Origin of the sequence: Methylobacterium sp. 174MFSha1.1 (genome assembly GCF_900116815.1) — a bacterium.
GTDB lineage: Bacteria > Pseudomonadota > Alphaproteobacteria > Rhizobiales > Beijerinckiaceae > Methylobacterium.
In genome coordinates this window covers 79,446-103,900 of the sequence record NZ_FPCB01000019.1, presented here as the reverse complement: position 1 = coordinate 103,900, position 24,455 = coordinate 79,446, and the positions used below count along the sequence as shown (strand labels likewise).

The 24,455-nt window shown below is 70.1% G+C and carries 31 protein-coding genes; 11 read left to right on the top strand and 20 right to left on the bottom strand.

Going from position 1 to position 24,455, the window contains the following annotated elements; translation table 11 throughout:
• Positions 1–48: 48 nt before the first annotated feature.
• Positions 49–291: a hypothetical protein gene (locus BM430_RS17660; protein WP_244539535.1), complete on the bottom strand. Its 243-nt coding sequence runs from the start codon at positions 289–291 to the stop codon at positions 49–51.
• A gap of 494 nt (positions 292–785) precedes the next feature.
• Between BM430_RS17660 and BM430_RS17655 the strand changes: the two genes are divergently transcribed.
• From BM430_RS17655 to BM430_RS17645, 3 genes are all read left to right on the top strand, one after another.
• Positions 786–1,055 (top strand): NepR family anti-sigma factor, encoded by a 270-nt coding sequence (locus BM430_RS17655; protein WP_093568554.1) that lies wholly within the window; start codon positions 786–788, stop codon positions 1,053–1,055.
• Positions 1,052–1,621 carry a sigma-70 family RNA polymerase sigma factor gene (locus BM430_RS17650; RefSeq protein WP_244539531.1) on the top strand — a complete coding sequence of 190 codons (570 nt, stop codon included), beginning with the start codon at positions 1,052–1,054 and terminating at the stop codon, positions 1,619–1,621. The genes BM430_RS17655 and BM430_RS17650 overlap by 4 nt, the downstream gene beginning before the upstream one ends.
• A gap of 181 nt (positions 1,622–1,802) precedes the next feature.
• Entirely contained in the window at positions 1,803–2,039 is a 237-nt protein-coding gene (locus tag BM430_RS17645) for a hypothetical protein (protein ID WP_093568553.1), read from the top strand.
• A gap of 126 nt (positions 2,040–2,165) precedes the next feature.
• Here BM430_RS17645 and BM430_RS17640 read toward each other — a convergent pair whose 3' ends face one another.
• Positions 2,166–2,501: a hypothetical protein gene (locus tag BM430_RS17640; protein WP_093568552.1), complete on the bottom strand. Its 336-nt coding sequence runs from the start codon at positions 2,499–2,501 to the stop codon at positions 2,166–2,168.
• A 403-nt stretch (positions 2,502–2,904) separates the two neighbouring features.
• A complete protein-coding gene (locus tag BM430_RS17635; RefSeq protein WP_093568551.1) occupies positions 2,905–3,222 on the bottom strand; it encodes a hypothetical protein in 318 nt (105 codons plus the stop codon).
• 347 nt (positions 3,223–3,569) lie between these two features.
• Here BM430_RS17635 and cysS point away from each other — a divergent pair, with 347 nt between their 5' ends.
• Genes cysS through BM430_RS17620 form a run of 3 tightly spaced genes read left to right on the top strand, consistent with a single transcriptional unit; the run spans position 3,570 to position 5,751 of the window.
• Positions 3,570–4,949: a cysteine--tRNA ligase gene (cysS, locus tag BM430_RS17630; protein WP_093568550.1), complete on the top strand. Its 1,380-nt coding sequence runs from the start codon at positions 3,570–3,572 to the stop codon at positions 4,947–4,949.
• 11 nt (positions 4,950–4,960) lie between these two features.
• Positions 4,961–5,341, top strand: a complete 381-nt coding sequence (locus tag BM430_RS17625; protein WP_093568549.1) for a nucleotidyltransferase domain-containing protein — start codon at positions 4,961–4,963, stop codon at positions 5,339–5,341.
• Positions 5,338–5,751: a HEPN domain-containing protein gene (locus BM430_RS17620; RefSeq protein ID WP_093568548.1), complete on the top strand. Its 414-nt coding sequence runs from the start codon at positions 5,338–5,340 to the stop codon at positions 5,749–5,751. The genes BM430_RS17625 and BM430_RS17620 overlap by 4 nt, the downstream gene beginning before the upstream one ends.
• Before the next feature lie 20 nt (positions 5,752–5,771).
• On the opposite strand, the gene BM430_RS17615 is transcribed toward BM430_RS17620, so the two are convergent.
• Together BM430_RS17615 and BM430_RS17610 are read right to left on the bottom strand one after the other, a co-directional pair.
• Complete coding sequence (locus tag BM430_RS17615) at positions 5,772–5,978, bottom strand: DUF1737 domain-containing protein (protein WP_093568547.1); 207 nt, start codon at positions 5,976–5,978, stop codon at positions 5,772–5,774.
• Between the two features lie 231 nt (positions 5,979–6,209).
• A complete protein-coding gene (locus BM430_RS17610) occupies positions 6,210–6,803 on the bottom strand; it encodes an LOG family protein (RefSeq protein WP_093568546.1) in 594 nt (197 codons plus the stop codon).
• A 200-nt stretch (positions 6,804–7,003) separates the two neighbouring features.
• Between BM430_RS17610 and BM430_RS17605 the strand changes: the two genes are divergently transcribed.
• Positions 7,004–8,308, top strand: coding sequence for a LysM peptidoglycan-binding domain-containing protein (locus BM430_RS17605; RefSeq protein WP_093568545.1), 1,305 nt, complete (start codon positions 7,004–7,006; stop codon positions 8,306–8,308).
• Positions 8,309–8,332: 24 nt separating this feature from the next.
• Here BM430_RS17605 and BM430_RS17600 read toward each other — a convergent pair whose 3' ends face one another.
• Complete coding sequence (locus tag BM430_RS17600) at positions 8,333–9,253, bottom strand: class I SAM-dependent methyltransferase (protein WP_093568544.1); 921 nt, start codon at positions 9,251–9,253, stop codon at positions 8,333–8,335.
• A 230-nt stretch (positions 9,254–9,483) separates the two neighbouring features.
• Between BM430_RS17600 and BM430_RS17595 the strand changes: the two genes are divergently transcribed.
• The 3 genes from BM430_RS17595 to pssA all read left to right on the top strand — a co-directional run bounded on the left by BM430_RS17595 (position 9,484) and on the right by pssA (position 13,150).
• The gene (locus tag BM430_RS17595; RefSeq protein ID WP_093568543.1) at positions 9,484–11,424 is read left to right on the top strand and encodes an ABCB family ABC transporter ATP-binding protein/permease; all 1,941 of its coding nucleotides are present in this window, start codon (positions 9,484–9,486) and stop codon (positions 11,422–11,424) included.
• Between the two features lie 143 nt (positions 11,425–11,567).
• Complete coding sequence (locus tag BM430_RS17590; protein ID WP_093568542.1) at positions 11,568–12,281, top strand: phosphatidylserine decarboxylase; 714 nt, start codon at positions 11,568–11,570, stop codon at positions 12,279–12,281.
• A gap of 17 nt (positions 12,282–12,298) precedes the next feature.
• A complete protein-coding gene (gene pssA / locus BM430_RS17585; protein WP_093568541.1) occupies positions 12,299–13,150 on the top strand; it encodes a CDP-diacylglycerol--serine O-phosphatidyltransferase in 852 nt (283 codons plus the stop codon).
• Positions 13,151–13,405: 255 nt separating this feature from the next.
• Here the strand turns inward: pssA and tam are convergent, their stop codons facing one another.
• Positions 13,406–14,179, bottom strand: a complete 774-nt coding sequence (tam, locus tag BM430_RS17580; RefSeq protein ID WP_093568540.1) for a trans-aconitate 2-methyltransferase — start codon at positions 14,177–14,179, stop codon at positions 13,406–13,408.
• A gap of 83 nt (positions 14,180–14,262) precedes the next feature.
• On the opposite strand from tam, the gene mscL reads away from it, so the two are divergent.
• Complete coding sequence (mscL, locus tag BM430_RS17575; protein WP_093568539.1) at positions 14,263–14,673, top strand: large conductance mechanosensitive channel protein MscL; 411 nt, start codon at positions 14,263–14,265, stop codon at positions 14,671–14,673.
• 229 nt (positions 14,674–14,902) lie between these two features.
• Here the strand turns inward: mscL and BM430_RS17570 are convergent, their stop codons facing one another.
• The 13 genes from BM430_RS17570 to BM430_RS17510 form a co-directional block, all read right to left on the bottom strand.
• On the bottom strand, positions 14,903–15,157 hold the full coding sequence (locus BM430_RS17570) for a hypothetical protein (RefSeq protein ID WP_093568538.1): 255 nt from the start codon (positions 15,155–15,157) through the stop codon (positions 14,903–14,905).
• 228 nt (positions 15,158–15,385) lie between these two features.
• The gene (locus BM430_RS17565; RefSeq protein WP_093568537.1) at positions 15,386–15,796 is read right to left on the bottom strand and encodes a DUF1236 domain-containing protein; all 411 of its coding nucleotides are present in this window, start codon (positions 15,794–15,796) and stop codon (positions 15,386–15,388) included.
• A 140-nt stretch (positions 15,797–15,936) separates the two neighbouring features.
• The gene (locus tag BM430_RS17560; RefSeq protein WP_093568536.1) at positions 15,937–16,689 is read right to left on the bottom strand and encodes a sigma-70 family RNA polymerase sigma factor; all 753 of its coding nucleotides are present in this window, start codon (positions 16,687–16,689) and stop codon (positions 15,937–15,939) included.
• 111 nt (positions 16,690–16,800) lie between these two features.
• On the bottom strand, positions 16,801–17,592 hold the full coding sequence (locus tag BM430_RS17555; protein ID WP_093568535.1) for a class II glutamine amidotransferase: 792 nt from the start codon (positions 17,590–17,592) through the stop codon (positions 16,801–16,803).
• Positions 17,593–17,685: 93 nt separating this feature from the next.
• A complete protein-coding gene (locus BM430_RS17550) occupies positions 17,686–18,051 on the bottom strand; it encodes an HVO_A0114 family putative DNA-binding protein (protein WP_093568534.1) in 366 nt (121 codons plus the stop codon).
• On the bottom strand, positions 18,048–18,347 hold the full coding sequence (locus BM430_RS35060; protein WP_093568533.1) for a toxin-antitoxin system TumE family protein: 300 nt from the start codon (positions 18,345–18,347) through the stop codon (positions 18,048–18,050). The genes BM430_RS17550 and BM430_RS35060 overlap by 4 nt, the downstream gene beginning before the upstream one ends.
• Positions 18,348–18,470: 123 nt before the next feature.
• A complete protein-coding gene (locus BM430_RS17540; protein ID WP_244539530.1) occupies positions 18,471–18,770 on the bottom strand; it encodes an oxidase in 300 nt (99 codons plus the stop codon).
• A 10-nt stretch (positions 18,771–18,780) separates the two neighbouring features.
• Positions 18,781–19,443 (bottom strand): cytochrome c oxidase subunit 3, encoded by a 663-nt coding sequence (locus tag BM430_RS17535; protein ID WP_093568532.1) that lies wholly within the window; start codon positions 19,441–19,443, stop codon positions 18,781–18,783.
• Positions 19,440–21,116, bottom strand: coding sequence for a cytochrome c oxidase subunit I (locus BM430_RS17530; protein ID WP_093568531.1), 1,677 nt, complete (start codon positions 21,114–21,116; stop codon positions 19,440–19,442). The genes BM430_RS17535 and BM430_RS17530 overlap by 4 nt, the downstream gene beginning before the upstream one ends.
• Positions 21,113–22,096: a cytochrome c oxidase subunit II gene (gene coxB, locus BM430_RS17525; protein WP_093568530.1), complete on the bottom strand. Its 984-nt coding sequence runs from the start codon at positions 22,094–22,096 to the stop codon at positions 21,113–21,115. Before coxB ends, BM430_RS17530 begins: the two co-directional genes overlap by 4 nt.
• Positions 22,093–22,629, bottom strand: a complete 537-nt coding sequence (locus BM430_RS17520) for a hypothetical protein (RefSeq protein WP_244539529.1) — start codon at positions 22,627–22,629, stop codon at positions 22,093–22,095. Before BM430_RS17520 ends, coxB begins: the two co-directional genes overlap by 4 nt.
• Positions 22,626–23,684 (bottom strand): hypothetical protein, encoded by a 1,059-nt coding sequence (locus BM430_RS17515; RefSeq protein WP_093568529.1) that lies wholly within the window; start codon positions 23,682–23,684, stop codon positions 22,626–22,628. The genes BM430_RS17520 and BM430_RS17515 overlap by 4 nt, the downstream gene beginning before the upstream one ends.
• A complete protein-coding gene (locus BM430_RS17510; RefSeq protein ID WP_093568528.1) occupies positions 23,681–24,187 on the bottom strand; it encodes a c-type cytochrome in 507 nt (168 codons plus the stop codon). The genes BM430_RS17515 and BM430_RS17510 overlap by 4 nt, the downstream gene beginning before the upstream one ends.
• Positions 24,188–24,455 lie beyond the last annotated feature (268 nt).

The window sequence follows — 24,455 nt, the reverse complement described above, 5'->3', positions numbered from 1 at the left end:
GCAAGTCTGCCGAGCGGCAGGGGGACGTCGTCCCGTCCCCCGTCGCGCCTATTGCTCGTCGGCACCCTTGGTCCCGCCGGTCTTGCGGTCGTAGGCGGTGATCGCCGCCCGGCACTGGGGCGAGAGACGGGCGCGGTTGCGCGCGAAGCAGCGCTCCACCTCCGGACTGTCCGGGTCGGCCCCGGCGCAGAGCTTGAAGTAGTCGCCGGCGCAGTTCATCTGCAGGCCCTGGTCGTCCCGCTGGGCGAGGGCCGGCGTCGCCGTCAGGGAGGTCAGGGTCAGGAGCGCCAGGAAAGCCGCGGTGGCGGCGGGCGCACGAAGCGACGTCGGGTTCAAGGTGTCATCCCCGCTGAGAATCTGAAGGCCCTAGGGTAGGTGCGCCGCGCCGCCGGACAAGCGCGGTCGGGTCACACTTGTGCGGGGATGCACGTCGAGGCTTGCGGCACTCCGGTCACGGCTGTCCCGCGCGGCACGGGGTCGTCCCCGAGGACGGCCCTTCGCCGGGGTGCGGACCGCGTCTCGGTCCCATAGCGTACAGGTCCGGCGCGTCCCGCCGCTGTCCTGCCTGGCTTGAACGTCTTGATGTCTCACAGACAAGCTTGATCTATACGGCCAAGCCAGGATTAAAGTTCCCTGAATATCGTTTTCAGATCGCATTAAAATCCACGGCTTTATTGCGGCGCCGAACGAAGCACGAGGCGGCTCACGATCGGCGCGTCGCGGTTCACGGCAGGCATCCCGCCTCCCGTGGCCCGGCCCCGGCAGCCGCGAGGCTGAAGGCGGCGATGCGCGACGACGAGATCGATACCGACGCTCCGGCCGGACCGGAGCCGCGCTCCCGGGGACGGCCGGGACATGGAGACGGGCAGGGCAGGGGCGAGCTCGACGCGATCACGCGGCGACGGCTCGGCCGGGCCCTGCGCGCCCACTATGCCGACCTCCTGAGCGCTCCGGTGCCGGAGCGCTTCGCGGCGCTCATCGCCGGGCTCGACGGGGGCATCCCGCCGGCGGCCGGACCTCCGGTCGAGGAGACCGGGCAGGAGGACGCGCGATGAACTCCGCCAAATCACCCATGATGTCGCCCGTCGATCCCGAGATGCGGGCGCTGCTGCTCGGGTCGATCCCGGCGTTGCGCGCCTTCGCGTTCTCGCTGACCCGCGACCTCGACCGCAGCGACGACCTCGTCCAGGAGACCCTGGTGCGGGCCTGGACCAAGGCCGACAGCTTCACGCCCGGCACCAACCTCTACGCCTGGCTGTTCACCATCCTGCGCAACTTGTTCTACTCCGAGCAGCGCAAGCGCCGGCGCGAGGTCGAGGATGCCGACGGGGTGATGGCGGGCCGCCTGACGGCCCTGCCGGACCAGGAGGCGCGGGTCGAGCTCTCGGCCTTCCAGGCGGCGCTGAGCACCCTGCCGGCCAGCCAGCGCGAGGCGCTGGTGCTGGTGGGGGCCCAGAACTTCACCTACGAGGAGGCGGCCGAGATCTGCGGCGTCGCCGTCGGCACGATCAAGAGCCGGGTCAGCCGGGCGCGCGGCCGGCTGGTCGAACTGCTCGGCATGACCGGCCCCGACGACATCGGCAGCGACGGCGCCACCCTGGCGGCCATGAGCCATCCATGACGAGCCACTCATGACCGGGCCGTCCGTGACCTTCGCGGCCCGCGCCTGACGGCGCGGGTCGCCGCACCCCCGGAACAGTTTTCCGGCTTGCGCGGTTTCGTTGACCCAGCGGCAAACGGAGGGCGGTCCTCGCGGCGGACTCCGGTGCCTGCGGCGCTGGCCGATTCCCGTGGAGTTGCCGATGCCTCGCCCCTACGAAGCCGTCGCGGACGCGATCCGCATCGCCCGCACCATCGTGATGCAGGAGGGCTCGTCCCTCGCCGCCGCCGCGCGGGCCGGGAACGACGCCGCCCTCGATGCGGCGAGCTGCGATCTCGTCAGCCGCATCGCTCAGGCGATCCTCGACGCCGAGAACGACGCCATGGCCCGCGCCCTCGTGGCCGCCGACGCCTATCCGGTGAAGCGATTGAGTGCTTGAGAGCGTGTCCGAGACGGCCGACCGACTTGCGAGCCTCGGCTTCATCCCGGGGCCGTGCAGCAGAACCCGGGATCACGCGAAGGGTTTCAATTCGGTCCTCTGAAGCGAACAATCTGCGGGCGAGGCTCAGCGCGGCAGGATGTCGAGCCCGGCGCGGCCGAAGGTCAGCTCGCCGATGTCGCACTCCGCCGCGCTGTCGGCCGGGAACGCGACCGCACCGGAGGCCGAGGCGCCGCCGGTGCCGTAGCCGTAGGCGGTGCCGGCCCAGCCGCTCGCGGCCCGCACCGGCCGGGCCCCCGGGCGCGGGGCGGAACCGACGACGTCGTGATCGAAGGGTGACCACATCCGGCAATCGGAGCCGGGCAAGCCGGGGACGACCGGGCCGACAGGCTCGCGGCTCCGCGGGGCGGCGAGCGCCAGACTGGGTATCAGGGCCGCGGCGATGATGACGCGTCGGATCATGCCCCAATCTCCCACCGGTCCCGGCCGTCGGTCCGTACGATCCGAGATAGCGGTGTCCGGACGGCGCGCCAGCGGGTCATGGCGACAAGAGATGAAGCGGGCGTGTCGGGCGAGGCGGCGGCCCGACAGAGTCACTGCTCAACGATTTCACCATCCACTGCGTCATTCCGGGGCCGCGAAGCGGAGCCCGGAATCCAGAACCGTGGATCGTTGAGGATAAGGCGGAGAGCGGTCCGCTACTTTCTGCACCACCTGAGTGTCTGGGCGTGCCTTCGGCACTCCGGGCTCCGCTTCGCGGCCCCGGAATGACCCAGAGGGTGTCAGGTTCGTCGAGGCAAACACCAGTCTGGCCTTTGCGAGGCGGGGATTCAACGCACTCCGGCGCGACCCCGCTCCCAAACAATCAATCCCGGCAGGTGATCCGGATCGGACGATCGGAGGTCTTCACGGCCGGGGCCGCCTCGATCGCGCCGGTATATTCGTCCTGGGCGGCGATGCCGAACGAGGCCGACTTGGCGTAGCCTTGCGACTCGCACCAGGCATCCGCCACCACCTGGCCGCACTCGCCGCCGGTGGTCAGGCACTCGGCGACGCCGTAGCCGTCGCTGGAGGGGATCAGGAAGGTCTTCTCCACGCCGGGCGTCTGCGATGCGGCCAGCGCCGGCACGGCAACCGAGACCAGGACGCCAAGGGCGCTGAGAGCGGCGAGGGAGCGACGCATGGGGCAAACCTTCTGATCGGAGCCGTCGGCATCCGGCTCCGGCCCGACACTGGGCGTGGGTGGTAAACAATCTCTCTACGCATCATGCGAGCGGGCCGATTACGCAGGGTCCGGCAGGGCGTTGCGCCCGGCGTCGTCTGCCGTCTCGAATTGCTCGCGGAATTGGGCTAACCCGGATCCGTCCTCCGGGGCGTCTCACCCGTGCAACAGGCGGCCGCCCGGTCGCCCGCGCCGGCGGCGCCCCGAGACCGGCACGGCCGGGTCCGATCCTCGACCCGGCAACGACTTAGAACCTCGGCCGGAGCGCCAGACGGCACCCCGGCCCGACCCCGTCCCGCAGGTGTTTCATGGCCTCGCTGTTGCGCCTCTACAACACGCTCTCCCGGGCCAAGGAGCCGCTCCGGCCGATCGATTCGGGCCGGGTGCGGATGTATGCCTGCGGCCCGACCGTCTACGACGCGGCCCATATCGGCAACGCCAGGCCGCTGATCGTCTTCGACCTGCTGTTTCGCCTGCTGCGCCACGTCTACGGGGCGGAGGCGGTGACCTATGCCCGCAACGTCACGGACGTCGACGACAAGATCAACGCCCGGGCGGCCGAGCGCGGCATCACCATCCGCGAGCTCACCGACGGCACGCTGGCGCAGTTCCACGACGACATCCGCCGCCTCGGCATCCTGCTGCCGGACGACGTCAACGTCGCCGGACACCCCCCGGCGATGATCGAGCCGCGGGCGACCGACCACATTGTCGAGATGACGGCGCTGATCGACCGGCTGGTGCGCGCCGGCCACGCCTACGTCGCCGCGGACCACGTGCTGTTCGACGTGCCCTCGATGCCCGATTATGGCGCGCTGTCGCGCCGCCCCCTCGACGAGATGGAGGCCGGCGCCCGGGTCGACGTCGCGCCCTACAAGCGCTCGCCCCTCGACTTCGTGCTGTGGAAGCCCTCGAAGCCCGGGGAGCCGTCCTGGACCTCGCCCGCCGGCATCGCGGTCCCGGGGCGGCCGGGCTGGCACATCGAGTGCTCGGCCATGGCCTGGAAGCACCTCGGCGAGACCTTCGACATCCATGCCGGCGGCATCGATCTCGTCTTCCCCCACCACGAGAACGAGGTGGCCCAATCCCGCTGCTGCTTCGGCACGCCGGTGATGGCCAACATCTGGCTCCACAACGGCTTCCTGCAGGTCGAGGGGGAGAAGATGTCGAAGTCGCTCGGCAACTTCGTCACCTTGCGCGAGGTGCTTGCGGATTGGCCCGGCGAAGTCGTGCGCCTCGCCATGCTGCGCACCCATTACCGCCAGCCGATCGACTGGACGCTGCGCGGCCTGGAGGAGGCGAGCCGCACCCTCGACCGTTGGTACGACGCCGCCGGCGACGCCGCCCCGGGACCGGCGCCCGACAGCGTGCTCGAGCCGCTCCTCGACGACCTCAACACCCCGGCGGCTTTGGGCGAGGTGCATCGCCTCGACGATCCAGCGGCGTTGCGGGCCGGCGCCGGCCTGCTCGGGCTGCTGGGCCAGACCAAGTCCGCGCGCGAGCAGGCGGCGGTCGCGGCTTCCGGCGTTGATGCCGCGGCGGTGGAGCGGCTGATCGCCGAGCGCAAGGACGCCCGCGCCCGCAAGGACTGGGCGGAGTCCGACCGGATCCGCGGGGCGCTCACGGCCCTCGGGGTGACGGTGAAGGACAATAAGGACGGAACGACGAGCTGGACGGTGGGGCAGTAGGGGAGGGCTGCATGCGGACGATCGAGGAGGTGCTGCGGCCGCCGACGGAAGCCGAGGCGTCGGCTGCCCTGGCGCGGTTCGCCGCGGATGCGCGCCGCCATTACGGTCCGCGCCTCCTCGGTCTCGTTCTGTTCGGCAGCCGCGCCCGGGGCGACGCCCGGCCCGACAGCGATGCCGACGTGGCGGTGATCCTGGCCGATGGCGCGTGGCGGATCATCGACGAGGCGCGCCTGCTGGCCGACCTCTCCTACGACCGGCTGATCGAGGACGGTCTCGACATCCAGGCGCATCCCGTCTCGCAGAGTGCCTGGAACGATCCGGCGCTCTCCCCTAACCCCGCCCTCGTCCGGGCGATGCGGCGCGACGCCCGGACGATCGAGGGCGCCCCATGACTGAACTCTGGCTCAGGGCCGAGGAGGCCTTGGCCGAGGCCAGGATCCTGCTCGCGGCAGGCCGCCCGAACGGCGCGATCAGCCGCGCCTACTACGCCGCCTTCACGGCCGTGCGGGTGATCGTGATGCAGCGAACGGGTGCCCGGCCCGAAGATCTGCGCCGGCATGCCGCGGTCCTCAAGATGTTCTCGGAACACTTCATCGCCCCGGGCCTGATCGATCGGGAATTCGGCCGCGGGTTGCGGCATCTCTTCAGCGATCGGGCGAGCGCGGACTACGATGGGCCTCGCCTGACCGCTGATGACGCCGGCAAAGCCGTCGACTTTGCCGAGCGCCTTCACTTGGCGACAGCTCCCTTTGTTGCGGAGCCGTCAGGTCCTACGGGACCAGTCGACGACCCACCAAACTGACGGCCTGCCCCGGGCCGCCCTCACTCCTTGACGGCCGCCGGCCAGACGATCGCCTGCGCCACGATCACATTCGTGCCGTTGAAGGTGCAGGAGGGCGAGCCGTAGAGCTTGTAGCCCTGCGCCAGCGCCTCCGAGATCCGGCGGCAGAAATGGGCGTCGTCCTTGCCGGTTATCAGGCGGTAGGGCAGCCCGTCGTTCGGGGGCTTCGCGTCCGGGGTCGTGGTCAAGATGGGCTCCTCGTGACGTCATACGTTTGATCCCACCCAAGACCTCATCCTGAGGTGTGAGCGAAGCGAGCCTCGAAGGAGGGCTCCAGCTCGCTCGGAGACTTATGGAAGCCTCCGAGGCCGCTGCGCGGCACCTCAGGATGAGGTCGTGAGGGGAGAGATCGTAAAACTTGCCGCCGCGTCCTGATCGATACCAAAAGCGGCAGGTTCCCCCGCAAGCCGTCGCCGGCTTCAGAACTTCTCCTCGATCAGCGCCTCGGCCTCCGGCCGCGGCCCCGCTTTGCGCACCGCCTCGCGCAGCATCGGCACCACCTGGTCCGGCGCCTCGGCCACGAGGTAGCTGAGGTCCAGGCCCTCGCGGATGAAGCCGGTGCGGCGCATGTGGTCGAGGAGGGCGAGGAACGGGGCCCAGAAACCGGCCACCGAGAGCAGCAGGATCGGCTTGGCGTGCTGGCCGAGCTGCGACCAGGTCATCTGCTCGACCAGTTCCTCCAGGGTGCCGATGCCGCCCGGCAGGGCCACGAAGGCGTCGGAGCGGTCGAACATCAGTTTCTTGCGGGTGTGCATGTCGGAGACCACGATGGTCTCCTGCACGTCGTCGAGCATCCGCTCGCGCGACTTCAGGAAGTCCGGGATGATGCCGGTGACGTGGCCGCCATGGTCGAGCACCGCCCGCGCCACCGTGCCCATCAGCCCGACATTGCCGCCGCCATAGACGAGCGCGATGCCGGCCTCGGCCAGGTGGCGCCCCAGCGCCCGCGCCGTCGCCTCGAAGACCGGATCGGTGCCGAACCCCGAGCCGCAATACACGCAAACCGTCCGCATCGAGTCTCCGCACCGTTCGCAGCCGAAACCGGCTGTTGCCACGCAAGTTTCCGGCCGAGCCGCGCGCCGCGCGCCGCGTGGTCTCGCCCCGCCAGTCCTGTTACTATGATGGCGATGGCGTGGGCGTGTCGACCGGAGGCGAAAGGTCGCGCGCCGCGAGGCCATCGGCCGGGAGGACCCGTGAGCGGGAGTGGTGCGCCATGACGACGGAGTTGCGGACGAGCGAGTTGCGCAGGGGAATCGTCCTCGCGGCCGTCGGCCTCGTCGCCGGGTTCGTGCTCATCGGCGTCGCGGCGAGCGGCACGCGGCTGTTCTCGCTCGACACGCCGGAGGAGACGGGGCCGCATCCGGTCGCGACCGCGCCGGCGCCGGCCGCGGCGCCCCTCGCCGCACTGCCGGCGAAGCCCGCCCTGCCCGCCGCGACGGGCGATGCGCCGTCCTTCGACGTCATCCGGGTCGAGCCCGACGGGGCGAGCGTGCTCGCCGGGCGCAGCCGGCCCGGGGCCGAGGTCGAGGTTTTGCGCGACGGCCAGCCCTTCGCCCGCACCCGGGCCGACGAGGCCGGCAACTTCGCCCTGGTGCCGCCGTCCCTGCCGCCGGGCAGCCACGAGATCACCCTGCGCAGCACCGCGGCGGACGGCGCCACGGCCTCAAGCCGGGCCAGCGCCGTGGTGGTGGTGGCGCAGGACCGCCGCACCAAGCCCCTCGTCGCCGTGACGGTGCCCGGCCAGCCGACCGCGGTGCTCTCGCTGCCGGAGCCCGCCAAGGTCGAAACCGCCAAAGCCGACACCAGGACCGAGGCCAAGGCCGAAACCAAGCCTCAGGCCGGCCCCCAGCCGGTCAAGGTCGTCGGCGTCGATGCCGAGCCCGGCGGGCGGCTCTACGTCACCGCGCAGGGAGCGCCCAGGGCGGATCTGCGACTCTACCTCAACGACACGCTGGTGGCGCCCGGCCAGGCGGGACCGGACGGCCGCGTCGCCTTCACGATCGGGCGCGGGGTCAAGCCCGGCGACTACCGGGTGCGGATCGATCAGGTCGATCCCGCCACCGGCTCGGTCAAGACCCGCGCCGAGACCGCCTTCGCGGTGCCGCCGACGCTCGGGCCGGCCGTCACCGGCGCGGCCGAGGTGCCGGCGCGCCAGCCCCTGGTGCGCGGCGCGCCGGCGAGCGGCCCCGTAGTCGCGGCGGCGCCCTCCGCCGCCGTTCCGCCCGCGGGCGCGACGGCCACGGCCCTGGCTCCCGCCGGGGCGCCGGGCGCGGAGGCGGCGCAGAATCCCGCCGAATCCGGCACGGTGTTCGTGCCCGGCATCAGCACCGCGAAGGTCATCCGCGGCGACAACCTGTGGAGCATCAGCCGCCGGGCCTACGGCAAGGGCCTGCGCTACACGGTGATCTTCGACGCCAACCAGCGCCAGATCCGCGACCCGAACCGGATCTATCCCGGCCAGGTCTTCGTGCTGCCGGGCGAGGGGCCGCAGGCGCGGGAGCCGGAGAGCCGCGGGTGACCGGCGGTCGGGCGCCCGGCTGCCTCAGCCCGCCCGCTGGATCAGCGTCGCGTCGAGCAGGTTGTCGAAGCCGCGCTCCTTGAGGCCGATCACCAGGGCGTCGTTCCGCTCCTCGACCACCCGCATCAGCCAGGACGGCGCCGCGAAGCTGCCGCCGTAGCTCTGGCCGTAGAGCTTCGTCCAGCTCCGCACTTCGGTGTAGCCGAAGCCGTGCCGGGCGTAGTCGCTCTCCAGCACCCGCAGGCGGTGCGAGGCCTTCTTCCCGCCGACCAGCGCCAGCGCCGCCCGCCACCAGCGCAGCGGCACCAGCCCCGCGTCGCGGTCCTGCACCCCCGCGAGCGCGGCCCAGTTGCGCCCGGCCGAGGTCAGCACCAGCACGCCGCCGGGCGCGAGCGCGTCGATCATCACGTTCACCGCCCGGGCGAAGAGCGGCGCGTCGAAATGCGTGACCAGCGAGCCGACGAAGATCAGGTCGTAGGCGCCGGGCAGGGGGGCGGAAAAATCCTTGCTGCTCGCGATCTCGGTCACGCCGAACTGCGCCACCACGTCCGCCACCTTGCGGGCGTCGAGGTCGGCGACCGAAATCTCGGCCTCGGGGAAGAATGTCACCAGGTGGCGCGTCACCCGCCCGCCGCCGCAGGGCAGGTCGAGGATGCGCCGCGGATCGGTGCGCCCGGTCAGGAGCATCGCCTCGGTGATCAGGCGCAGGGCCGAGAGGCCGACATGACGGTAATGCGCCCGGCCCTCCGGCGTGTCGACCAGCATGTCGTCGTGGGCCGAGACCGCCGGGTCGACGGTCTCGGCCTCGTAGCGGCGCCAGCGCGCGAGGCAGCGTTCGAGCACGGCCACCGTCGCATCCCCGCCCCAGGACGGGGGCGCGTGCACGGGCAGCAGGGCCGGCCCGGTGCGCGGGCGCCGAACATCGCGGGAGGACGGGAGCAGCATGGACGATCCGGGCGTGACGATGGGGGAGGGGACGGGCGAGGCCGGCGCGGCCGGAATGCCGCCGTTCTAGGCGGGTTTCACCGACGTGTCGCGCGGGTTTCCAGGGCCTTGTTTCCGGGCCTTGCCGCCGTACCGACAAGTCCGCCGCAGGTCCGGGCCGCGTCGGGCGCGCTGTCCCGTCGTTCGGTCATGGCCTATATGCGGCGCGAAAATCCGTCCGGAACCGGCCCTTGTCCACTGATCCGAACCCCTCGGCCGAGCCCGAACGGCCCGGCCTCGTCGCCACCTACCGACGTCTGTGGCCCTATCTCTGGCCCCATGGCCGGCCCGACCTGCAGCGCCGCGTCTTCATCGCCTTCGGCCTCCTGCTCGTCGCCAAGGTGGTCACCCTGGCGATGCCGTTCACCTTCAAGTGGGCCACCGACGCGCTCGTGGCGGTGGTCGGCGGCAAGGAGGAATCGGTCCCGACCGGGATCTGGGCCGCGCCGGCCCTGATGATCGCGCTCTACGGCGCGACCCGGATCGCCATGGCGCTGCTGACCCAGGTCCGCGACGGGCTGTTCGCCAAGGTGGCGATGCACGCGGTGCGGCGCCTGGCGCTCCAGACCTTCCGGCACATGCACCAATTGTCCCTGCGCTTCCACCTCGAGCGCAAGACCGGCGGCCTGACCCGGGTGCTGGAGCGCGGGCGCAACGGCATCGAGGAACTCTCGCGCCTGATGGTGCTGACGCTGGTGCCGACCATCGTCGAGTTCCTGCTCGTGCTCGGGACGCTCGCCTACGAGTTCAGCCTCTCCTATTCGCTCGTCGTGCTGGTGATGGTGGCGGCCTATCTCGGCTACACCTACAAGGCCACCGAGTGGCGCATCGCCATCCGCCGGCGGATGAACGATTCCGACACCGACGCCAACACCAAGGCGGTCGATTCCCTGCTCAACTACGAGACGGTGAAGTACTTCGGCGCCGAACGGCGCGAAACCGAGCGCTACGATCAGTCGATGGCCCGCTACGAGAAGGCCTCGACCCAGACCTACGTCTCGCTCGCGGTGCTCAACGCCGGCCAGGCGGTGATCTTCACGATCGGCATGAGCGTGGTGATGTGGCTGGCGGCGCGCGACATCATGGCCGGGCGGGCGACGATCGGCGGCTTCGTGCTGGTCAACACCATGCTGGTGCAGCTCTCGATGCCGCTCAACTTCATGGGCATGATCTACCGCGAGATCAAGCAGGCCCTGATCGACATCGACGACATGTTCAAGATCCTGCACCGCAACCCGGAGATCGCCGACCGGCCGGGCGCGGCCCCGCTCGCGGTCTCCGACGCGGTGGTGCGGTTCGAGGACGTGCACTTCGCCTACGTGCCGGAGCGGCCGATCCTGCGCGGCATCAGCTTCACGGTGCCGGCGGGCCGCACGGTCGCGATCGTCGGGCCGTCGGGGGCCGGGAAATCCACCCTGTCGCGCCTGCTGTTCCGGTTCTACGAGCCGCAATCGGGCCGCATCACGGTCGACGGGCAGGACATCGCGGCCGTCCAGCAGGACTCTTTGCGCGCCGCGATCGGCATGGTGCCGCAGGACACGGTGCTGTTCAACGACACGATCGGCTACAACGTCCGCTACGGCCGCTGGGAGGCCTCCGAGGAGGAGGTGCGCGAGGCCGCGACCCTCGCCCAGATCGACCGCTTCATCGCCGCCCTGCCGGAGGGCTACGACACCCCGGTCGGCGAGCGCGGCCTGAAGCTGTCGGGCGGCGAGAAGCAGCGCGTCGCCATCGCCCGCACCATCCTGAAGGGGCCGCCGATCCTCGTTCTCGACGAGGCGACCTCGGCGCTCGATTCCTTCACCGAGCGCGAGATCCAGGACGCCCTCGACCGGGTCAGCCGGGGCCGCACCACCCTCGTCATCGCCCACCGCCTCTCGACCGTGGTCGGCGCCGACGAGATCATCGTCCTCGACCAGGGCCGCATCGCCGAGCGCGGCACCCATCTGGCGCTGTTGGCCGAGGGTGGCGTCTACGCGGCGATGTGGAACCGCCAGCGCGAGGCCGACGCCGCCCGCGAGGCGCTGAAGCGCGCGGAGGCGGAGGAAGGCACGAGCCTGCGCACGCATCTGGAGCCGGGGGAGATCCCGGGTCCGGTGGCGAAGGCGCCCGAGCCCGCCGCTTTGTCGTGAGGCGATTCGCGCCGATCCGGCGCGCGGGGCGCGCCCCGCGCCGATCTGACAATTGACGTGAAGCCATGCGCCTGCCATCCGCGGGCGCAGAGACCGGCGCGCTCGCGACCGGCGAGACGGCCCGAGGACGCATCCGAGGACTCATGACCGACCTGTTCGAGACGATCCGCCGCGTGCTGGTGCCGATCCACAAGGAGGGCTATCCCTTCATCGCGATCGGCATCGTGCTGACGGTGCTCGCCGGCACCTTCGTGCAGTTCCTCGGCTGGATCTTCTTCATCCTGACGCTGTGGGTCTGCTACTTCTTCCGCGATCCCGAGCGGATCGTGCCGGTCGGCGACGGCCTGGTGATCTCGCCGGCGGACGGGCGGGTGAACCTGATCAGCACCGTGCTGCCGCCCTCCGAGCTCGACCTGCCGTCGGTGCCGATGCTGCGGATCTCGGTGTTCATGAACGTGTTCGACTGCCACGTGAACCGGGTGCCGGTCACCGGCCGCATCGACCAGGTCCACTACACCCCGGGCCTCTTCCTCAACGCCGAGCTCGACAAGGCGAGCGAGGATAACGAGCGCAACGGCCTCGTCATCGAGACGCGCCAGAACGGCGAGCCGGTGCGGATCGGCGTCGTGCAGATCGCCGGCCTCGTCGCGCGCCGCATCATCGACTGGGTCAAGCCCGGCGACGACCTCACCGTCGGCGACCGCTTCGGCCTGATCCGCTTCGGCTCGCGGGTCGACGTCTACCTGCCGGCGGGCACCCGGGTGCTGGTCGGCCTCGGCCAGAAGGCGGTGGCCGGCGAGACCGTGCTCGCCGACCTGCGCGGGACCGGCCCGGTGCGGCAGTTCCGCCGCACCTGACAGGGGAGGGACCCGCCATGGACGACCTCTTCCCGCCCTTCGCGCCGGAGCCGGACGAACCGAAGTCCGTCGAGCCCAGATCGCGCCGGTTCAAGGCGGTGCCGGTGCGGCTGATCATCCCCAACATGATCACCCTGATGGCGGTCTGCCTCGGGCTCACCGCCGTGCGCCTCGCCTTCGAGGGCAAGTTCGAGCCGGCGGTGATCGCAATCGTCGCCGCCGCGGTGCTCGACGGCGTCGACGGGCGGGTGGCGCGCCTGCTCAAGGGCACGTCCCGCTTCGGCGCCGAGCTCGATTCGCTCGCCGACTTCGTCAATTTCGGCTGCGCCCCGGCGCTGATCCTCTACAGCTTCGTGCTGCACAACCTGAAGTCGCTCGGCTGGATCGTCGCCCTGATCTTCGCCATCGCGATGGCCTTGCGGCTTGCCCGCTTCAACGTGATGCTGGACGATCCCAACCGGCCGGAATGGAAGAAGGATTACTTCGTCGGCATGCCGGCCCCGGCCGGCGCGCTGACGGTGATGCTGCCGCTCTACCTGCACTTCCTCGGCTTCGAGATGGCGCCCGGCCTCGCGCCGGTGGCGCTGATCTACATGCTGGTGATCGCGCTCCTCGTCATCTCCACGGTGCCGACCTTCTCGGGCAAGACCGTCGGCAAGCGCGTGCCGCGGGAATACGTGCTGCCGATCTTCGTCGTGACGGTGGCGGCATTCGGGCTCCTGATCAGCTTCCCGTTCGAGATCCTGGCGCTGCTCAGCCTTGGCTATCTCGTGGCGATCCCGATCGGCGCCAACCAGTATCGGCGCAAGCTCAAGGCGGAGGCGGCGCAAGGTCCCTCGGTCCCGAGCGACGAGGCGTCGGCGGGCTGACAGCCTGTCGATCGCTCACTCCCATATCACTCCGGCACATGCGCCGACATCTCTCCGTATCATCCCGGGGCTCGCCGCAAGGCGAGAACCCGGGATCCATAACCGCCGAGGCTGCCGGATCAGGCGGATCGCGGTCCGTATCGTCCTAAAACCTCGGCGGTTATGGATCCCGGGTTCCGCTGCGCGGCCTCGGGATGATGCAGAGGATTCCATTTCGGTCGAGGAGATCCTGACCCAGGCGATCGGCGCGCCGGATCAGGCCCGCCGCGCCACGATGAACAGCCTCGGGAAGGGCAGCAGCACCCGCCCGTCCTCTTGCGCCGGATAGGCCCGGCGCAACGCCGCCTCGTAGCGGGCGAGGTACTCGTCCCGCTGCTCCGGGCTCAGGGGCGCCAGGAACGGCCGCAGGCCCGTGGAGCGCACCCACTCGACGATGCCGCGGTGCCCTTGCAGCGGATGGACGTAGGCCGTGCGCCACAGATCGACCGTGCAGCCCGCCCGCGCCAGCCACGCATCGTAATCCTGGAACGAGCCGAGCGCGGTGCGGGCGCCGGCCGCGCCGGCCAGACCATCCCGGAACGCCGGCTCCTGCGCCACCTCGCGCATCAGCCGGTGCGACGGCTCGTCGAGGTTGTCCGGCATCTGCACGGCGAGGCAGCCGCCCGGCGCCAGGAAGCCGGCGAGCCGCGGCAGCAGGCGCGCGTGGTCCGGCAGCCATTGCAGCACGGCGTTGGCGAAGATCAGGTCGGGTGCGGTCTCCGGCTCCCAGGTGGCGAGGTCGGCCTCGACGAAGGTGAGGTCCGGGAGCGTGCGCCGCGCCTCCTCCAGCATTGCGGGCGAGGAATCGAGGCCGGTGATCCTGGCCGTCGGGAAGCGTACGGCCAGGAGCGCGGTGCTGTTGCCGGGCCCGCAACCGAGATCGACCGCCCGGGCGGGGGCGGAGAGCGGCACCCGGGCCAGCAGGTCGGCGGCCGGCCGCGTGCGCTCGTCGGCGAATTTCAGGTACTGGCCCGCATCCCAATCCGCCATCGGACGACTCCCCCTCGGGCGATCGCGCCCCAGCTTCGCTGTGTGAGCGGGCGCGCCGACCAGCACCCGCGAGGAGACCCGACATGCTCGAGGAATTCAAGAAGTTCGCCCTGCGCGGCAACGTCGTCGACCTCGCGATCGGCGTGGTGATCGGCGCGGCCTTCGGGGCCATCGTCACCTCGCTGGTGCAGGACGTCATCATGCCGACGGTGGGTGCGATCACCGGCGGGCTTGATTTCTCGAACTACTACCTGCCGCTCTCCTCGAAGGTGCAGACCGGCCTCGCTTATGCCGAGGCCAAGAAGCAGGGCGCGGTGATCGGCTACGGCCAGTTCATCACGGTCGCGCTCAACTTCGTGATCGTCGCCTTCGTGCTGTTCCTAGTGATCCGGGGCATGAACCGGCTGGTCCGGCGCGAGGAGGTGGCGAAGGAGGATCCGGCCGACGTGAAGATCCTGACGGAGATCCGGGATCTGCTGGCGGCGCGGCGGTAACGCGTCGAAGAACAGCCTCGAATCGCTGCACTCCATGTCATCCCGGATGTCATCCCGGGGCTCGGGCAAGGCGAGAACCCGGGATCCATACCCGCCGACGATCCCGGACCAGGAGGATCGCGTTCCGCTTTATCCTGAGCCGTCAGCGTTTATGGATCCCGGGTTCCGCTGCGCGGCCCCGGGATGACGCTGAGGGTGTGGGATCGGTCGAGCCACCTCACGGGCACGCTCACCGCTTCCCCGGCAGGTCGCCCAGGATATCCTTGAGCGCGCCTTCCACTGCCTCGCGGCCGGTGTCGTGGGCCTTCAAGCGGCCTTCGAGGCGGCGCAGCTGCGGCGTGAATTCCGGCGGCAGGCTCGGATCGCCGAGGTAGTCCGGCTTCGCGGCCTCGGCGTTGTAGGCCGAGCGGAGCTGCTGGCCGAGGTGCTCGCGCACCGGCGGCGGTAGCGCGGCGTCGTGGTTCTCGTACGGGTCGGAGGGCATCGGAGTCCGTATCGCTGAGGTTTCGTAGCGCTCTGGCAAGACCATTCGCGCCATCACCTAAGTAGAACGACGATGGTGCCGGTTTTGTTGCAGGAATCGAGGGGCATCCAGCGAGGAGCGGTCTGCTCCGGCAACGAAAAAGCCCCGGCGCGAGGCCGGGGCTTGTCCGAGGATGAGGGCTGCGCCGCCCGAAGGCGGCGCGCTCGCAAACCTTGATCGGTGAAAGTGTTAGTCGATGACCTGCACGATGCGGCGGGTGCCCGGATCGACCAGCACGACGCGGTCGTTGACCACGGTGTAGCGGCGACCGCGGATGCCGTAATCGGACGGGACCTCGTAGTAGCTCACGCCCGAGGAGGGCAGCACGGTTCCGACGCGGACGTCGCCGTCCCAGTCGTAGGAGCGGTGCTGGCGCACGGCGTAGGAGCGGAAGCGGGGACGGTCGTCGACGCCGAGCAGGCCGCCGACGGCACCCGTCGCCGCACCCACCGCACCGCCGACGATCGCGCCGACCGGGCCGGCGGCATCCGCGCCGTCCTCGGCGCCGCGCTGGGCGCCACCGATCAGGCCCTGCGCATGAGCAGCCATCGGCAGGGAGAGGGCGAGAGCAGCGGCGGCCAGGAAGGTCTTGGTCTTCATCGGGTCGATCTCCGTTTCGTCCAGTCCACCCCGCCGAGCGGGGCAGCTCTTCGGGGGTGGTAACGTCGCCGTGGGCGAAACGGTTCAATCGATCCGGCCGAAAAATTCGCCTTGAACCCCGCAGGAGTACCGATCGTGGATCACGCGTCCTTCGGCATCGCCGACTGGATCAGCCGGTCGGTGCCGAGATCTTCCTCGTCGTAGCCGAGAAGCTCCGCCAGGCGGCCGCGGGCGCGGCTGACGCGGCTCTTCACCGTGCCGACCTTGCAGCCCATGATCGCCGCCGCCTCCTCGTAGGAGACGCCCTCGGCACCCACGAGCACCAGGGCCTCGCGCTGGTCGGGCGGCAGCTTGGCGAGGGCGCTCTGCAAATCCTCGACGTCGAGCCGGTCGCCCTGGTGCGGCGCGGTGGCGAGCCGCGCGGCGTAGGAGCCGTCCTGGTCCTCGACCTCGCGCACCCGCTTGCGGTGATCGGAGTAGAAGATGTTGCGCAGGATGGTGAACAGCCAGGCGTTCAGGTTGGTGCCGGCCTGGAACCGGGCCCGGTGCTGCCAGCCCTTGAGCAGCGTGTCCTGCACCAGGTCGTCGGCCCGGGCCGGGTTGCTGGTGAGCGACAGCGCGAAGGCGCGCAAGGACGGCACCGCCTGCAGGAGCCCGTCGCGGAATTCGGGCAGGACGACCTCGCCCTGCGCCTTCAGCGCCGCCTCCAGGCGGGCGACCAGCTCGGCGAACCGGTTGTCCGGATCCTCGTCGCCCAGGGCCTCGTAGGTGGCCCGGAGCTGGGTGCCGAGATGCGACCGGATGCTGGCCGACAGGCCGGGGCGGTCTTCCGCAGAGGGGTTCTGCGCCGACGAGGTCTGGGCCGACGGATTCGGAACGATGTCTCGCGTCATGGCTCTCGCGTCTGCCTGCCTACAGGAAGATGGGCCCGGGGGCCGCGACCGGAAAGGGCGAGCTTAGCGAAACGGACCGGAACCGATAGGGCCCCGGCGTCACGGGGTGCGTCAACCGCCCGCGCCGGCCCCGGTCTCGTCCCCGTCCGGCACGCCGAGGCGGAAGGCCAGCACCTCGCCCGGCGCGAGGTCGGTCCAGTTCTCGTCGCGGGTGAGCGGGCGGGTCGCCACCACGGTCACGATGTCGTCGGGCGTGGTTTCCTGCGCGAAATCCACCCGCCAATCCTCGTCGATCAGCGTCGCTGTGCCGAACGGCGCCCGCCGGGTCAGGGTGCAGAGCCGCTTGCCGCAATGGGCGTAGAGGGTGCGGCTGTCGGAGAGCAGCATGTTGAACACCCCGAGCCCGTGCAACTCGGCGCAGAGCTCCCGCACCGCCCCGTCGAGGCGGGTGGGTTTGGGCAGCGTGCCCCAGCGCTCCTCGAGCCGGCCCAGCATCCAGCAGAAGGCGTGCTCGCTGTCGGTGGTGCCGACGGGCTTGAAGCGGCCGAGCTTCAGCCGCTTCACTCCCTTGAGCTGGCCGTTATGCGCGAAGGTGAAGGTGCGACCCCACAATTCACGGCTGAACGGATGTGTGTTCTCCAGCGTCACCCGGCCGCGATTGGCCCGGCGGACATGGGCGATCACGATCCGGCTCTTGATCGGGTATTGCCGCAGCAGCCGGGCGATCTCGGAGCGCGCGCTCGGCTCCGGATCGTGGAAGCTGCGGCAGCCGCGGCCTTCGTAGAACGAGATGCCCCAGCCGTCCTGATGCGGCCCGGTCTCGCCCCCGCGGCGCGCGAGGCCGGCGAAGCTGAAGCGGATGTCGGTCGGGACGTTGGCGCTCATGCCGAGCAATTCGCACATGGCGAGGATTATAGGGCCCGGGCGGTGAGCGGGGAGTGAACGGCTGCGCTCGGCCTGCATCGGCAAGCGGTGCCGCAGCACTACGGGACGGGCTCAGGCGGCATTCAGGTCGAGATGGGCCGAGACCGTCGAGACGGCCAGCGAGACGGTTCTGCCCGTCCGCTCCACCAGACCGGCGGCATGCAGCGCCGTCACGTCATCGTGGACGCGGCGGTAAGGACGGCCGAGCGCCGCGGCCAAGGCGTTGATGGAAGGGGCCGGTCCGTCCGCGGCGAGCTGCCGGAGCAGCGCGATCCGGGCAGGTGAGAGCGTCGCCACGAAGGCGTCCCAATTCTCGAAGGTGAGGCCGTGGGTCGCCGGGGCGATCTCGCCCCGCTCGGCCCTGTGCCAAGCGTCGATGAAACGGCGTCCCATATCTTCGGCCGAACCGCCGATCTCGATCTTCAGATTGTCCGTCATATCGTTCCTCCGCGGAGGGCGCGGACTTCCGAGAGAAAGTCCATCATCAGCTGCTCGACCGAGACGAATTGGTAGGGCGTTTCGATATTGCCGCGGTGAACGTGGTCGCCCTTTCCTGCTTCGTTGTCGTAAGAGACGATTCTGTGTCCCGGCCGGCCGTAATAAAGGGAGTACTTCAGGGTATGAGTCGACCCTGGGACCCGTTTCGCATCGGGCAACCTCCAGAGCTTGGCCTGTAGGATCGCCCCATCTTGGTAGACTCGCTTCTCGGAGAAGAGCAGAACGGCCTTCGCCATATGACATTATATGTCATATTTATTCGGTTCCTTCAAGCGCCGGGGCTTGAAGAACGGAGCGTCGATCAAGCCGACAGCACCACACCCGTCGTCCGCAGTCGGAGTCTCGATCCCGACATAACGCTACGCCCGCGACAGGTAATCCACCAGCGTCATGGCGAACAGGATCCCGACCCAGAAGAAGCCGATGCCGGCAAACAGCTTGACCAGCGGCGGCTCGTGGCGGACCTCCATCGAGACGAGCAGGATCGTCGCCACCATCACGGCGGCGACGAGCAGTTCGACGATCCAGACATGCGGGAAGGGGAGGGTGGCGCCCAAGGCCACGTTGATCCCGAGCATCGCCAGGAGCGCGCAGGCCGTCAGGACCGGCTCGCGCATGTGCTGCCAGAGGATGCGGCGCTCGTCGCTGGTACCGAACACGGGGGCGCTCCTACCGGTTGAGCACGTAGAGGGTCGGGAAGGCGAGGATCCAGATCAGGTCGATGAAGTGCCAGTAGAGCCCGAAGATCTCGATCCGGTTCTGGTGCAGCTTCAAGAACCCCGGCCGGCTCGCCTGCCAGGTCATCACCAGGAGGATGGTGATGCCGGTGAGAAGGTGCAGGCCGTGCAGCGAGGTCGCGACGTAGTAGAGGTTCACGAACAGCCGCGAGGGAGGAGAATCCTTCAGCTCGTAGGGCCGGTCGGACAGGAACGGCATCATGTGCTCGTGGTAGTCGGCGTAGTACTCGTAGCCCTTGAGCACGAGAAAGAGCGTGCCGAGCGCGGCGGTGGCGAGCATGAACCGCACCATGCCGCGCTGCCAGCCGAGGCGCGAGAGCTGGATCGCCCCCGACATGGTCAGGCTGGAGCCGATCAGCACCACGGTGTTGACCGCGCCGATCCAGAATTTGAGGTGGCGCGCCGCCGCCTGGATCGCCTCCGGGTGGAGCAGGCGCAGGATCAGGGCCGTGAGGAACAGGCCGGCGAAGAGCAGCAGCTCGGTCAGCAACCAGGCCCACATCCCGAGCACGGCGGCGCGCTTCTGCTGCTCGACCGTGGCGAAGTGCGAGACGAGCTTGACGCCCACCTGTGTCTCGGCTGCCCCCGCGCTCACGAGTGCTGCCTCCCGGTCTCGCGGGCCTGGATCGGATAATCGTACGGCACCTTCGGCGCTTGCGGCTCGGTGAGAAAGTTGTGCGCCGGCGGCGGCGAGGCCACCGTCCATTCGAGGCCGCGGGCGTCCCAGGGGTTCGCCGGCGCCCGCTTCCCGAACCAGATCGAGTAGACGAGGTAGATCATCGGGAAGATGTAGCCGATCGCCAGGATCGTCGAGCCCGCCGAGGACAGGATGTTGAGGAACTGGAATTCCGGCGGATAGACGTGATAGCGCCGCGGCATCCCGAGATATCCGAGGATGAATTGCGGGAAGAAGGTGACGTTGAAGCCGATGAAGATCAGGAAGGCGGAGATCCGGCCCCAGGCCTCGATGTACATCCGTCCGGTGATCTTCGGCCACCAGAAGTGCAGGCCGCCGAGGAAGGCCAGCACCGTGCCGCCGACCATGATGTAGTGGAAATGCGCCACGACGAAGTAGGTGGCGTGGACGTGCTGGTTGATGGCGAGCGTCGCGAGGTAGAGCCCGGTGAGGCCGCCGAGGACGAACAGCCCGATATAGCCCATGGCGTAGAGCATCGGCGTGTCGAGCTTGAGCGAGCCCTTGTGGATCGTCGCGGTCCAGTTGTAGACCTTGACCGCCGAGGGCACCGCCACCGCGAAGCTGAGCACCGAGAACGCCACGCTGGCGAAGTCGCTCTGCCCGTTGACGAACATGTGGTGGCCCCAGACGAAGAAGGTCACCGAGGCGAGCCCGATCGCCGCGTAGGCGACGAACTTGTAGCCGAAGAGCTTCTTCTGCGCGAAGGCCGGGACGATCTCGGAGATCACTCCCATGCCCGGCAGCACCATGATGTAGACCGCCGGGTGCGAATAGAACCAGAACAGGTGCTGGAACAGCACCGGATCGCCGCCATAGGCCGGATCGAACACCCCGATATGGAAGGCGCGCTCGGCGATGAGCAGGATCAGCGCCACGGTGATGACCGGGGTGGCCAGCAGGAAGATCAGGCTGGTGGCGTAGTGGGTCCAGACGAAGATCGGCAGCCGGAACCAGGTCATGCCCGGCGCCCGCATGGTGTGGATCGTCACCACGAAGTTGAGGCCGGTCAGGATCGACGAGAAGCCCACGATGGTGACGCCGATCAAGGCCGGCACCACCCAGGTGTTCGAGAAGGCGGTGGAGAGCGGGGTGTAGAAGGTCCAGCCGGTATCGACGCCGCCCAGCACCACGCTCGCCAGCGTGAACAGCGCGCCGGTCATGAACACGTACCAGGAGGCGAGGTTCAGCTTCGGGAAGGCGAGGTCCCGCGCGCCGATCATCAGCGGGATCAGGAAGTTGCCGAAGGTGGCGGGGATACTCGGGATCAGGAAGAACCACACCATCACGACCCCGTGGATCGTGAACAGCTTGTTGTAGGTGTCGTTGGTGAAGACCTGCCCGTCCGGCACGACCAGCGCCAGGCGCACCAGCCCGGCCGTCACCGCGCCGATGACGAAGAAGGCGGTGATGCTGGCGAGATACAGGAGCGCGATGCGCTTGTGGTCGGTGGTGAAGAACCACGAGCGCAGGGTGTGCTCGGCATGCAGGTAGTCGGCTCCGTGGCCGAGGCGGGAATCCGGGGTGTGGGGGTCGCGCAGGGCCGGCCCTTCGGTGATGGTGCCGCTGGTCATTGAACCGGACCTCCTGGGGTCGCTTCCTGCTGCGCCGTCGCCCCCGAACTCTTCAGGTAGGCGAGGAGACGGTCGAGGTCGTCGTGCGGGATCACGTTGCGGAAGGCCGGCATCACCTGCTTGTAGTCCGCCGCCAGCTTCTGCCGGTTCGGGTTCAGGATCTTGTCGCGGAGATAGGTCTCGTCGGCCGTCACGGTGCGGCCGTCGGCGAGCTTGACCGCGCGGCCGTAGAGGCCAGCCAGCGAGGGCGCCCGCACCTTGGCGCCGGGATCGTGGCAATTGCCGCAGCCGTAGGATTCGTAGACGACGCGGCCGGCCCCGGCCTGGCCGCCCTGGTTGGCGCCGGCATTCTGGAGCCAGGCGGCGTAGTCGGCCTGGGTCATCAGGGTCAGGTTGCCGTCCATCTTCGAGTGGTCGGTGCCGCAATATTCCGAGCAGTACAGCCGGTAGCTGCCGGTGCGGTCGGCCTTGAACCACAGCTCGGTGTAGCGGTCCGGCAGGGTCGCCATCTGCATCCGCAGAGCCGGAAGGTAGAGGTTGTGGATCACGTCCTGGCTGATCATCCGGATCTTGATCGGCTGGCCGATCGGCAGATGCAGGTCGTTGATCTCGGACTGGCCGGTGGGATGCTGGAACTTCCACATCCATTGCCGGCCGATCGCCTCGACCACCATGGCGTCGCCCGGCGCCTGCTTCGAGATGAAGAACAGCCGGGCGCCCCAGACGAAGAAGATCAGGGTGAGCAGGAACGGGATCAGCATCCAGCTGATCTCGATGAGCACGCTGCGGGTGTTGCCGTGGCTGCGGTCGGCCTCCTCGCCCTGGCGGTAGCGGATCGCGAACCACGTGATGGCGACGAAGACCGGCACCGTGAGCAGCAGCGTCAGGACCGTGAAGGCGAGGATCAGCCAGTCGGTCTCGACCGCGGTGGCGGAGGCCGCCGCCGGCCAGAGCTGGAGCGCGAGGTCGGCCGGGTTCATCGAACGGGGGCTCCGCCCTCGGGCGGGAGGGGCGCCAAGGAATTCCGCGCAGAGGGATCGAGGGCAGAGGGATCGAGGGATTGGCCGGCGATCAGCTGCATCGCGCGGGCGACCGGGATGCGGGCGCGCCCGTCGGGGAGCGGGGCGTAGGTGGTCGTCTGCATCGTGTCCCGCGCCTCCTGGCGGGCGAGGTCCTCGTAGGGAGCCCCCTGGAGGTTGGGCGGCGGCGGCTGCACCTTCGCGGTCTGCTGCGGGGTGAGGCGCGGCGTATCGGCGACGTGCCAGGCGCCGAACAGGTGCATCATCAGTCCCACCGTCGCGATCGCGGTGGCGACGGAGGCCGCCAGCCCCGCCACCACGAAGGCGGTGCGGCGGACGTCGACGTCCTCCTCCTCGAACCCTTCCGGGTTGTGCGGGCCGTGATCGGGCTCGGGCGGCGCGGCCGGCTTGACGCCGGAGAGCCGCAGGAGCCCCGCCGCCGCGACGGCCGAGAGGAGGGCGAAGGGGCCGGGCCGGGTGATCGGATCGCTCACGACGCGTGTCCCCGCAGGCGGCGGTCGACCGGGCCGTAGAGGCCGCCGGCGACCCCCACCACCCCGATCAGCGCGAGCGCGTCGGCCCAGGTGAAGCGGAAGGCGCCGCGGAAGCCCGGCGTGACGAGCCAGAAGATCTCGGCCCCGTGCAGCAGCAGGATCAGGAGGGCGATGCCGGCCAGCAGCGCCGGCCGGCCGGCGGTGCGGCGGGGCACGAGCACCAGGACCGCCAGCACCGTCACGCCGACCGCCGCCCAGAGGCCGAGGCGGCCGAGCGCCCCGTCGCGGGCGAGGTACCAGCGCGCCTCCTCGGGAAGGTTGGCCGACCACACGGTGAGGTACTGCGCGGCGTGGACGAAGCCCCAGATCGCGAGCAGCACCAGGATCGGGTCGGCGAAGGCGGCGGCGGTGCGCTGGTCGCGCCCCGGCCGGCCGGAGGAGTCGCGCGCCGCGATGAGGGCCGCCGCCGAGAGGGCCAGGCCGGCCTGGATCGTCATCACCAGGAGGCCGAAGGCCGTCGAGGCGAGGCCGGGATCGGCCGATTGCACCCAGTCCTCCGCCGCCAGCGTCGCCGTGACGGTGGTGAGGATCAGCCCGAGGACGGCCCGGCTCCGCCGCCGCGCCGCCGCCGGGCTGCCGGGCTCGGCGGCCGGGCGCCGGAAGATGTCGGCGAGCCAGAGCCAGATCGCCAGATAGGCGAGGCTGCGCAGGATGAAGAAGACGGGGGTGAACCATACGGCCGCGAAGGCCGTGCGCGGGGGAGCGCCGCGGTCCCAGGGATAGAGCCCGCCGAGGCTCAAGAGCACCGGCAGCAGCAGCAGGCCGGCGATCGGCAGCAGGCCGAGCAGGCGGCGCAGGGACGCCGCCATCGGGCCGGCGGCGAAGCCGGCGAGTTCGAGTCCCATCAGCAGCGGCAGGGCGCCGACCGGCAGCGCCACCAGCACGAGCCAGGCGGCGAGGTAGGACGGCATCACCGGGGTGCCGGACGCGCCGGCGAGCGCGCAGACCGCGAGCGCCGCCACGCCGAGGGCGAGCGAGATCGGGCGGCGGCTCATCGCGTGTCTCCCGGGGTGTCTCCCGCCTTCGTGCGGCGCGCGGCGGCCGCGACCGCCTCCTGATCCTCCGCCGGCAGGCTCGCCAGGGTTGCGCCCTGGCTCAGCTGGAGCGCGCGGAGATAGGCGACGATCGCCCAGCGGTCGGCCGGCGGCACCTGCGCGGCGTAAGGCAGCATGTTGCCTTTGCCGTTGCTGATCACGTCGTAGAAGTGTTGCGCGGGTGCGGCGCGCAGCCGGGCGTCGTCGAAGGCGGGCGGGCGCGGGTAGCCGCGCTGCACGATCAGCCCGTCGCCGTGGCCGGCCCCGCCGTGGCAGGGGGTGCAGAACACGTCGTAGCGCTCCTGGCCCCGCGCCAGCAGCTCCGGGCTCGCCGCGGCCGGCTGCGGCACCGGCCGGTCGGGGCTCTTGCGCGCCACCGTGCCGGGGGGCGGCAGCCGCATCGTCTGACCCTGCGGGAAGAACGGGTTGCTGTCCCAGGTCTTGGACTTGGGCTGGCTCACCATGTTGGCCTGGTCGCAGGCTGCGAGGGTGAGGGGTAGGAGGAAGGCGAGGCAAAGCCGCGTCGGCCGGCGACGCGGCGCATGCCGGACCGGCGAAGTGCGGATTGCAATGCCGTGCCCCGCGGCCGGTTTTTGTCCCCTCTCCGCCCTGTCCCGGACGACTGGAGCGTCAGCGGAAGGAGAGCCGGGATCCAGCACGAGACGTCGCGAAGCGTCCGTGTGTCCGCAACGGTGCAACAGGCAGAGCCGCTTCGCGGCGAGTCCCTGCGCG

What these genes read in the sequence shown, in the direction of transcription:
- BM430_RS17655 (WP_093568554.1), top strand. Translation starts at nt 786, where the DNA reads ATGCGCGACGACGAGATCGATACCGACGCTCCGGCCGGACCGGAGCCG.
- BM430_RS17650 (WP_244539531.1), top strand. Translation starts at nt 1,052, where the DNA reads ATGAACTCCGCCAAATCACCCATGATGTCGCCCGTCGATCCCGAGATG.
- BM430_RS17645 (WP_093568553.1), top strand. Translation starts at nt 1,803, where the DNA reads ATGCCTCGCCCCTACGAAGCCGTCGCGGACGCGATCCGCATCGCCCGC.
- BM430_RS17640 (WP_093568552.1), bottom strand. Translation starts at nt 2,501, where the DNA reads ATGATCCGACGCGTCATCATCGCCGCGGCCCTGATACCCAGTCTGGCG.
- BM430_RS17635 (WP_093568551.1), bottom strand. Translation starts at nt 3,222, where the DNA reads ATGCGTCGCTCCCTCGCCGCTCTCAGCGCCCTTGGCGTCCTGGTCTCG.
- cysS (WP_093568550.1), top strand. Translation starts at nt 3,570, where the DNA reads ATGGCCTCGCTGTTGCGCCTCTACAACACGCTCTCCCGGGCCAAGGAG.
- BM430_RS17625 (WP_093568549.1), top strand. Translation starts at nt 4,961, where the DNA reads ATGCGGACGATCGAGGAGGTGCTGCGGCCGCCGACGGAAGCCGAGGCG.
- BM430_RS17620 (WP_093568548.1), top strand. Translation starts at nt 5,338, where the DNA reads ATGACTGAACTCTGGCTCAGGGCCGAGGAGGCCTTGGCCGAGGCCAGG.
- BM430_RS17610 (WP_093568546.1), bottom strand. Translation starts at nt 6,803, where the DNA reads ATGCGGACGGTTTGCGTGTATTGCGGCTCGGGGTTCGGCACCGATCCG.
- BM430_RS17605 (WP_093568545.1), top strand. Translation starts at nt 7,004, where the DNA reads ATGACGACGGAGTTGCGGACGAGCGAGTTGCGCAGGGGAATCGTCCTC.
- BM430_RS17600 (WP_093568544.1), bottom strand. Translation starts at nt 9,253, where the DNA reads ATGCTGCTCCCGTCCTCCCGCGATGTTCGGCGCCCGCGCACCGGGCCG.
- BM430_RS17590 (WP_093568542.1), top strand. Translation starts at nt 11,568, where the DNA reads ATGACCGACCTGTTCGAGACGATCCGCCGCGTGCTGGTGCCGATCCAC.
- pssA (WP_093568541.1), top strand. Translation starts at nt 12,299, where the DNA reads ATGGACGACCTCTTCCCGCCCTTCGCGCCGGAGCCGGACGAACCGAAG.
- tam (WP_093568540.1), bottom strand. Translation starts at nt 14,179, where the DNA reads ATGGCGGATTGGGATGCGGGCCAGTACCTGAAATTCGCCGACGAGCGC.
- mscL (WP_093568539.1), top strand. Translation starts at nt 14,263, where the DNA reads ATGCTCGAGGAATTCAAGAAGTTCGCCCTGCGCGGCAACGTCGTCGAC.
- BM430_RS17570 (WP_093568538.1), bottom strand. Translation starts at nt 15,157, where the DNA reads ATGCCCTCCGACCCGTACGAGAACCACGACGCCGCGCTACCGCCGCCG.
- BM430_RS17565 (WP_093568537.1), bottom strand. Translation starts at nt 15,796, where the DNA reads ATGAAGACCAAGACCTTCCTGGCCGCCGCTGCTCTCGCCCTCTCCCTG.
- BM430_RS17560 (WP_093568536.1), bottom strand. Translation starts at nt 16,689, where the DNA reads ATGACGCGAGACATCGTTCCGAATCCGTCGGCCCAGACCTCGTCGGCG.
- BM430_RS17555 (WP_093568535.1), bottom strand. Translation starts at nt 17,592, where the DNA reads ATGTGCGAATTGCTCGGCATGAGCGCCAACGTCCCGACCGACATCCGC.
- BM430_RS17550 (WP_093568534.1), bottom strand. Translation starts at nt 18,051, where the DNA reads ATGACGGACAATCTGAAGATCGAGATCGGCGGTTCGGCCGAAGATATG.
- BM430_RS35060 (WP_093568533.1), bottom strand. Translation starts at nt 18,347, where the DNA reads ATGGCGAAGGCCGTTCTGCTCTTCTCCGAGAAGCGAGTCTACCAAGAT.
- BM430_RS17530 (WP_093568531.1), bottom strand. Translation starts at nt 21,116, where the DNA reads ATGACCAGCGGCACCATCACCGAAGGGCCGGCCCTGCGCGACCCCCAC.
- coxB (WP_093568530.1), bottom strand. Translation starts at nt 22,096, where the DNA reads ATGAACCCGGCCGACCTCGCGCTCCAGCTCTGGCCGGCGGCGGCCTCC.
- BM430_RS17515 (WP_093568529.1), bottom strand. Translation starts at nt 23,684, where the DNA reads ATGAGCCGCCGCCCGATCTCGCTCGCCCTCGGCGTGGCGGCGCTCGCG.
- BM430_RS17510 (WP_093568528.1), bottom strand. Translation starts at nt 24,187, where the DNA reads ATGGTGAGCCAGCCCAAGTCCAAGACCTGGGACAGCAACCCGTTCTTC.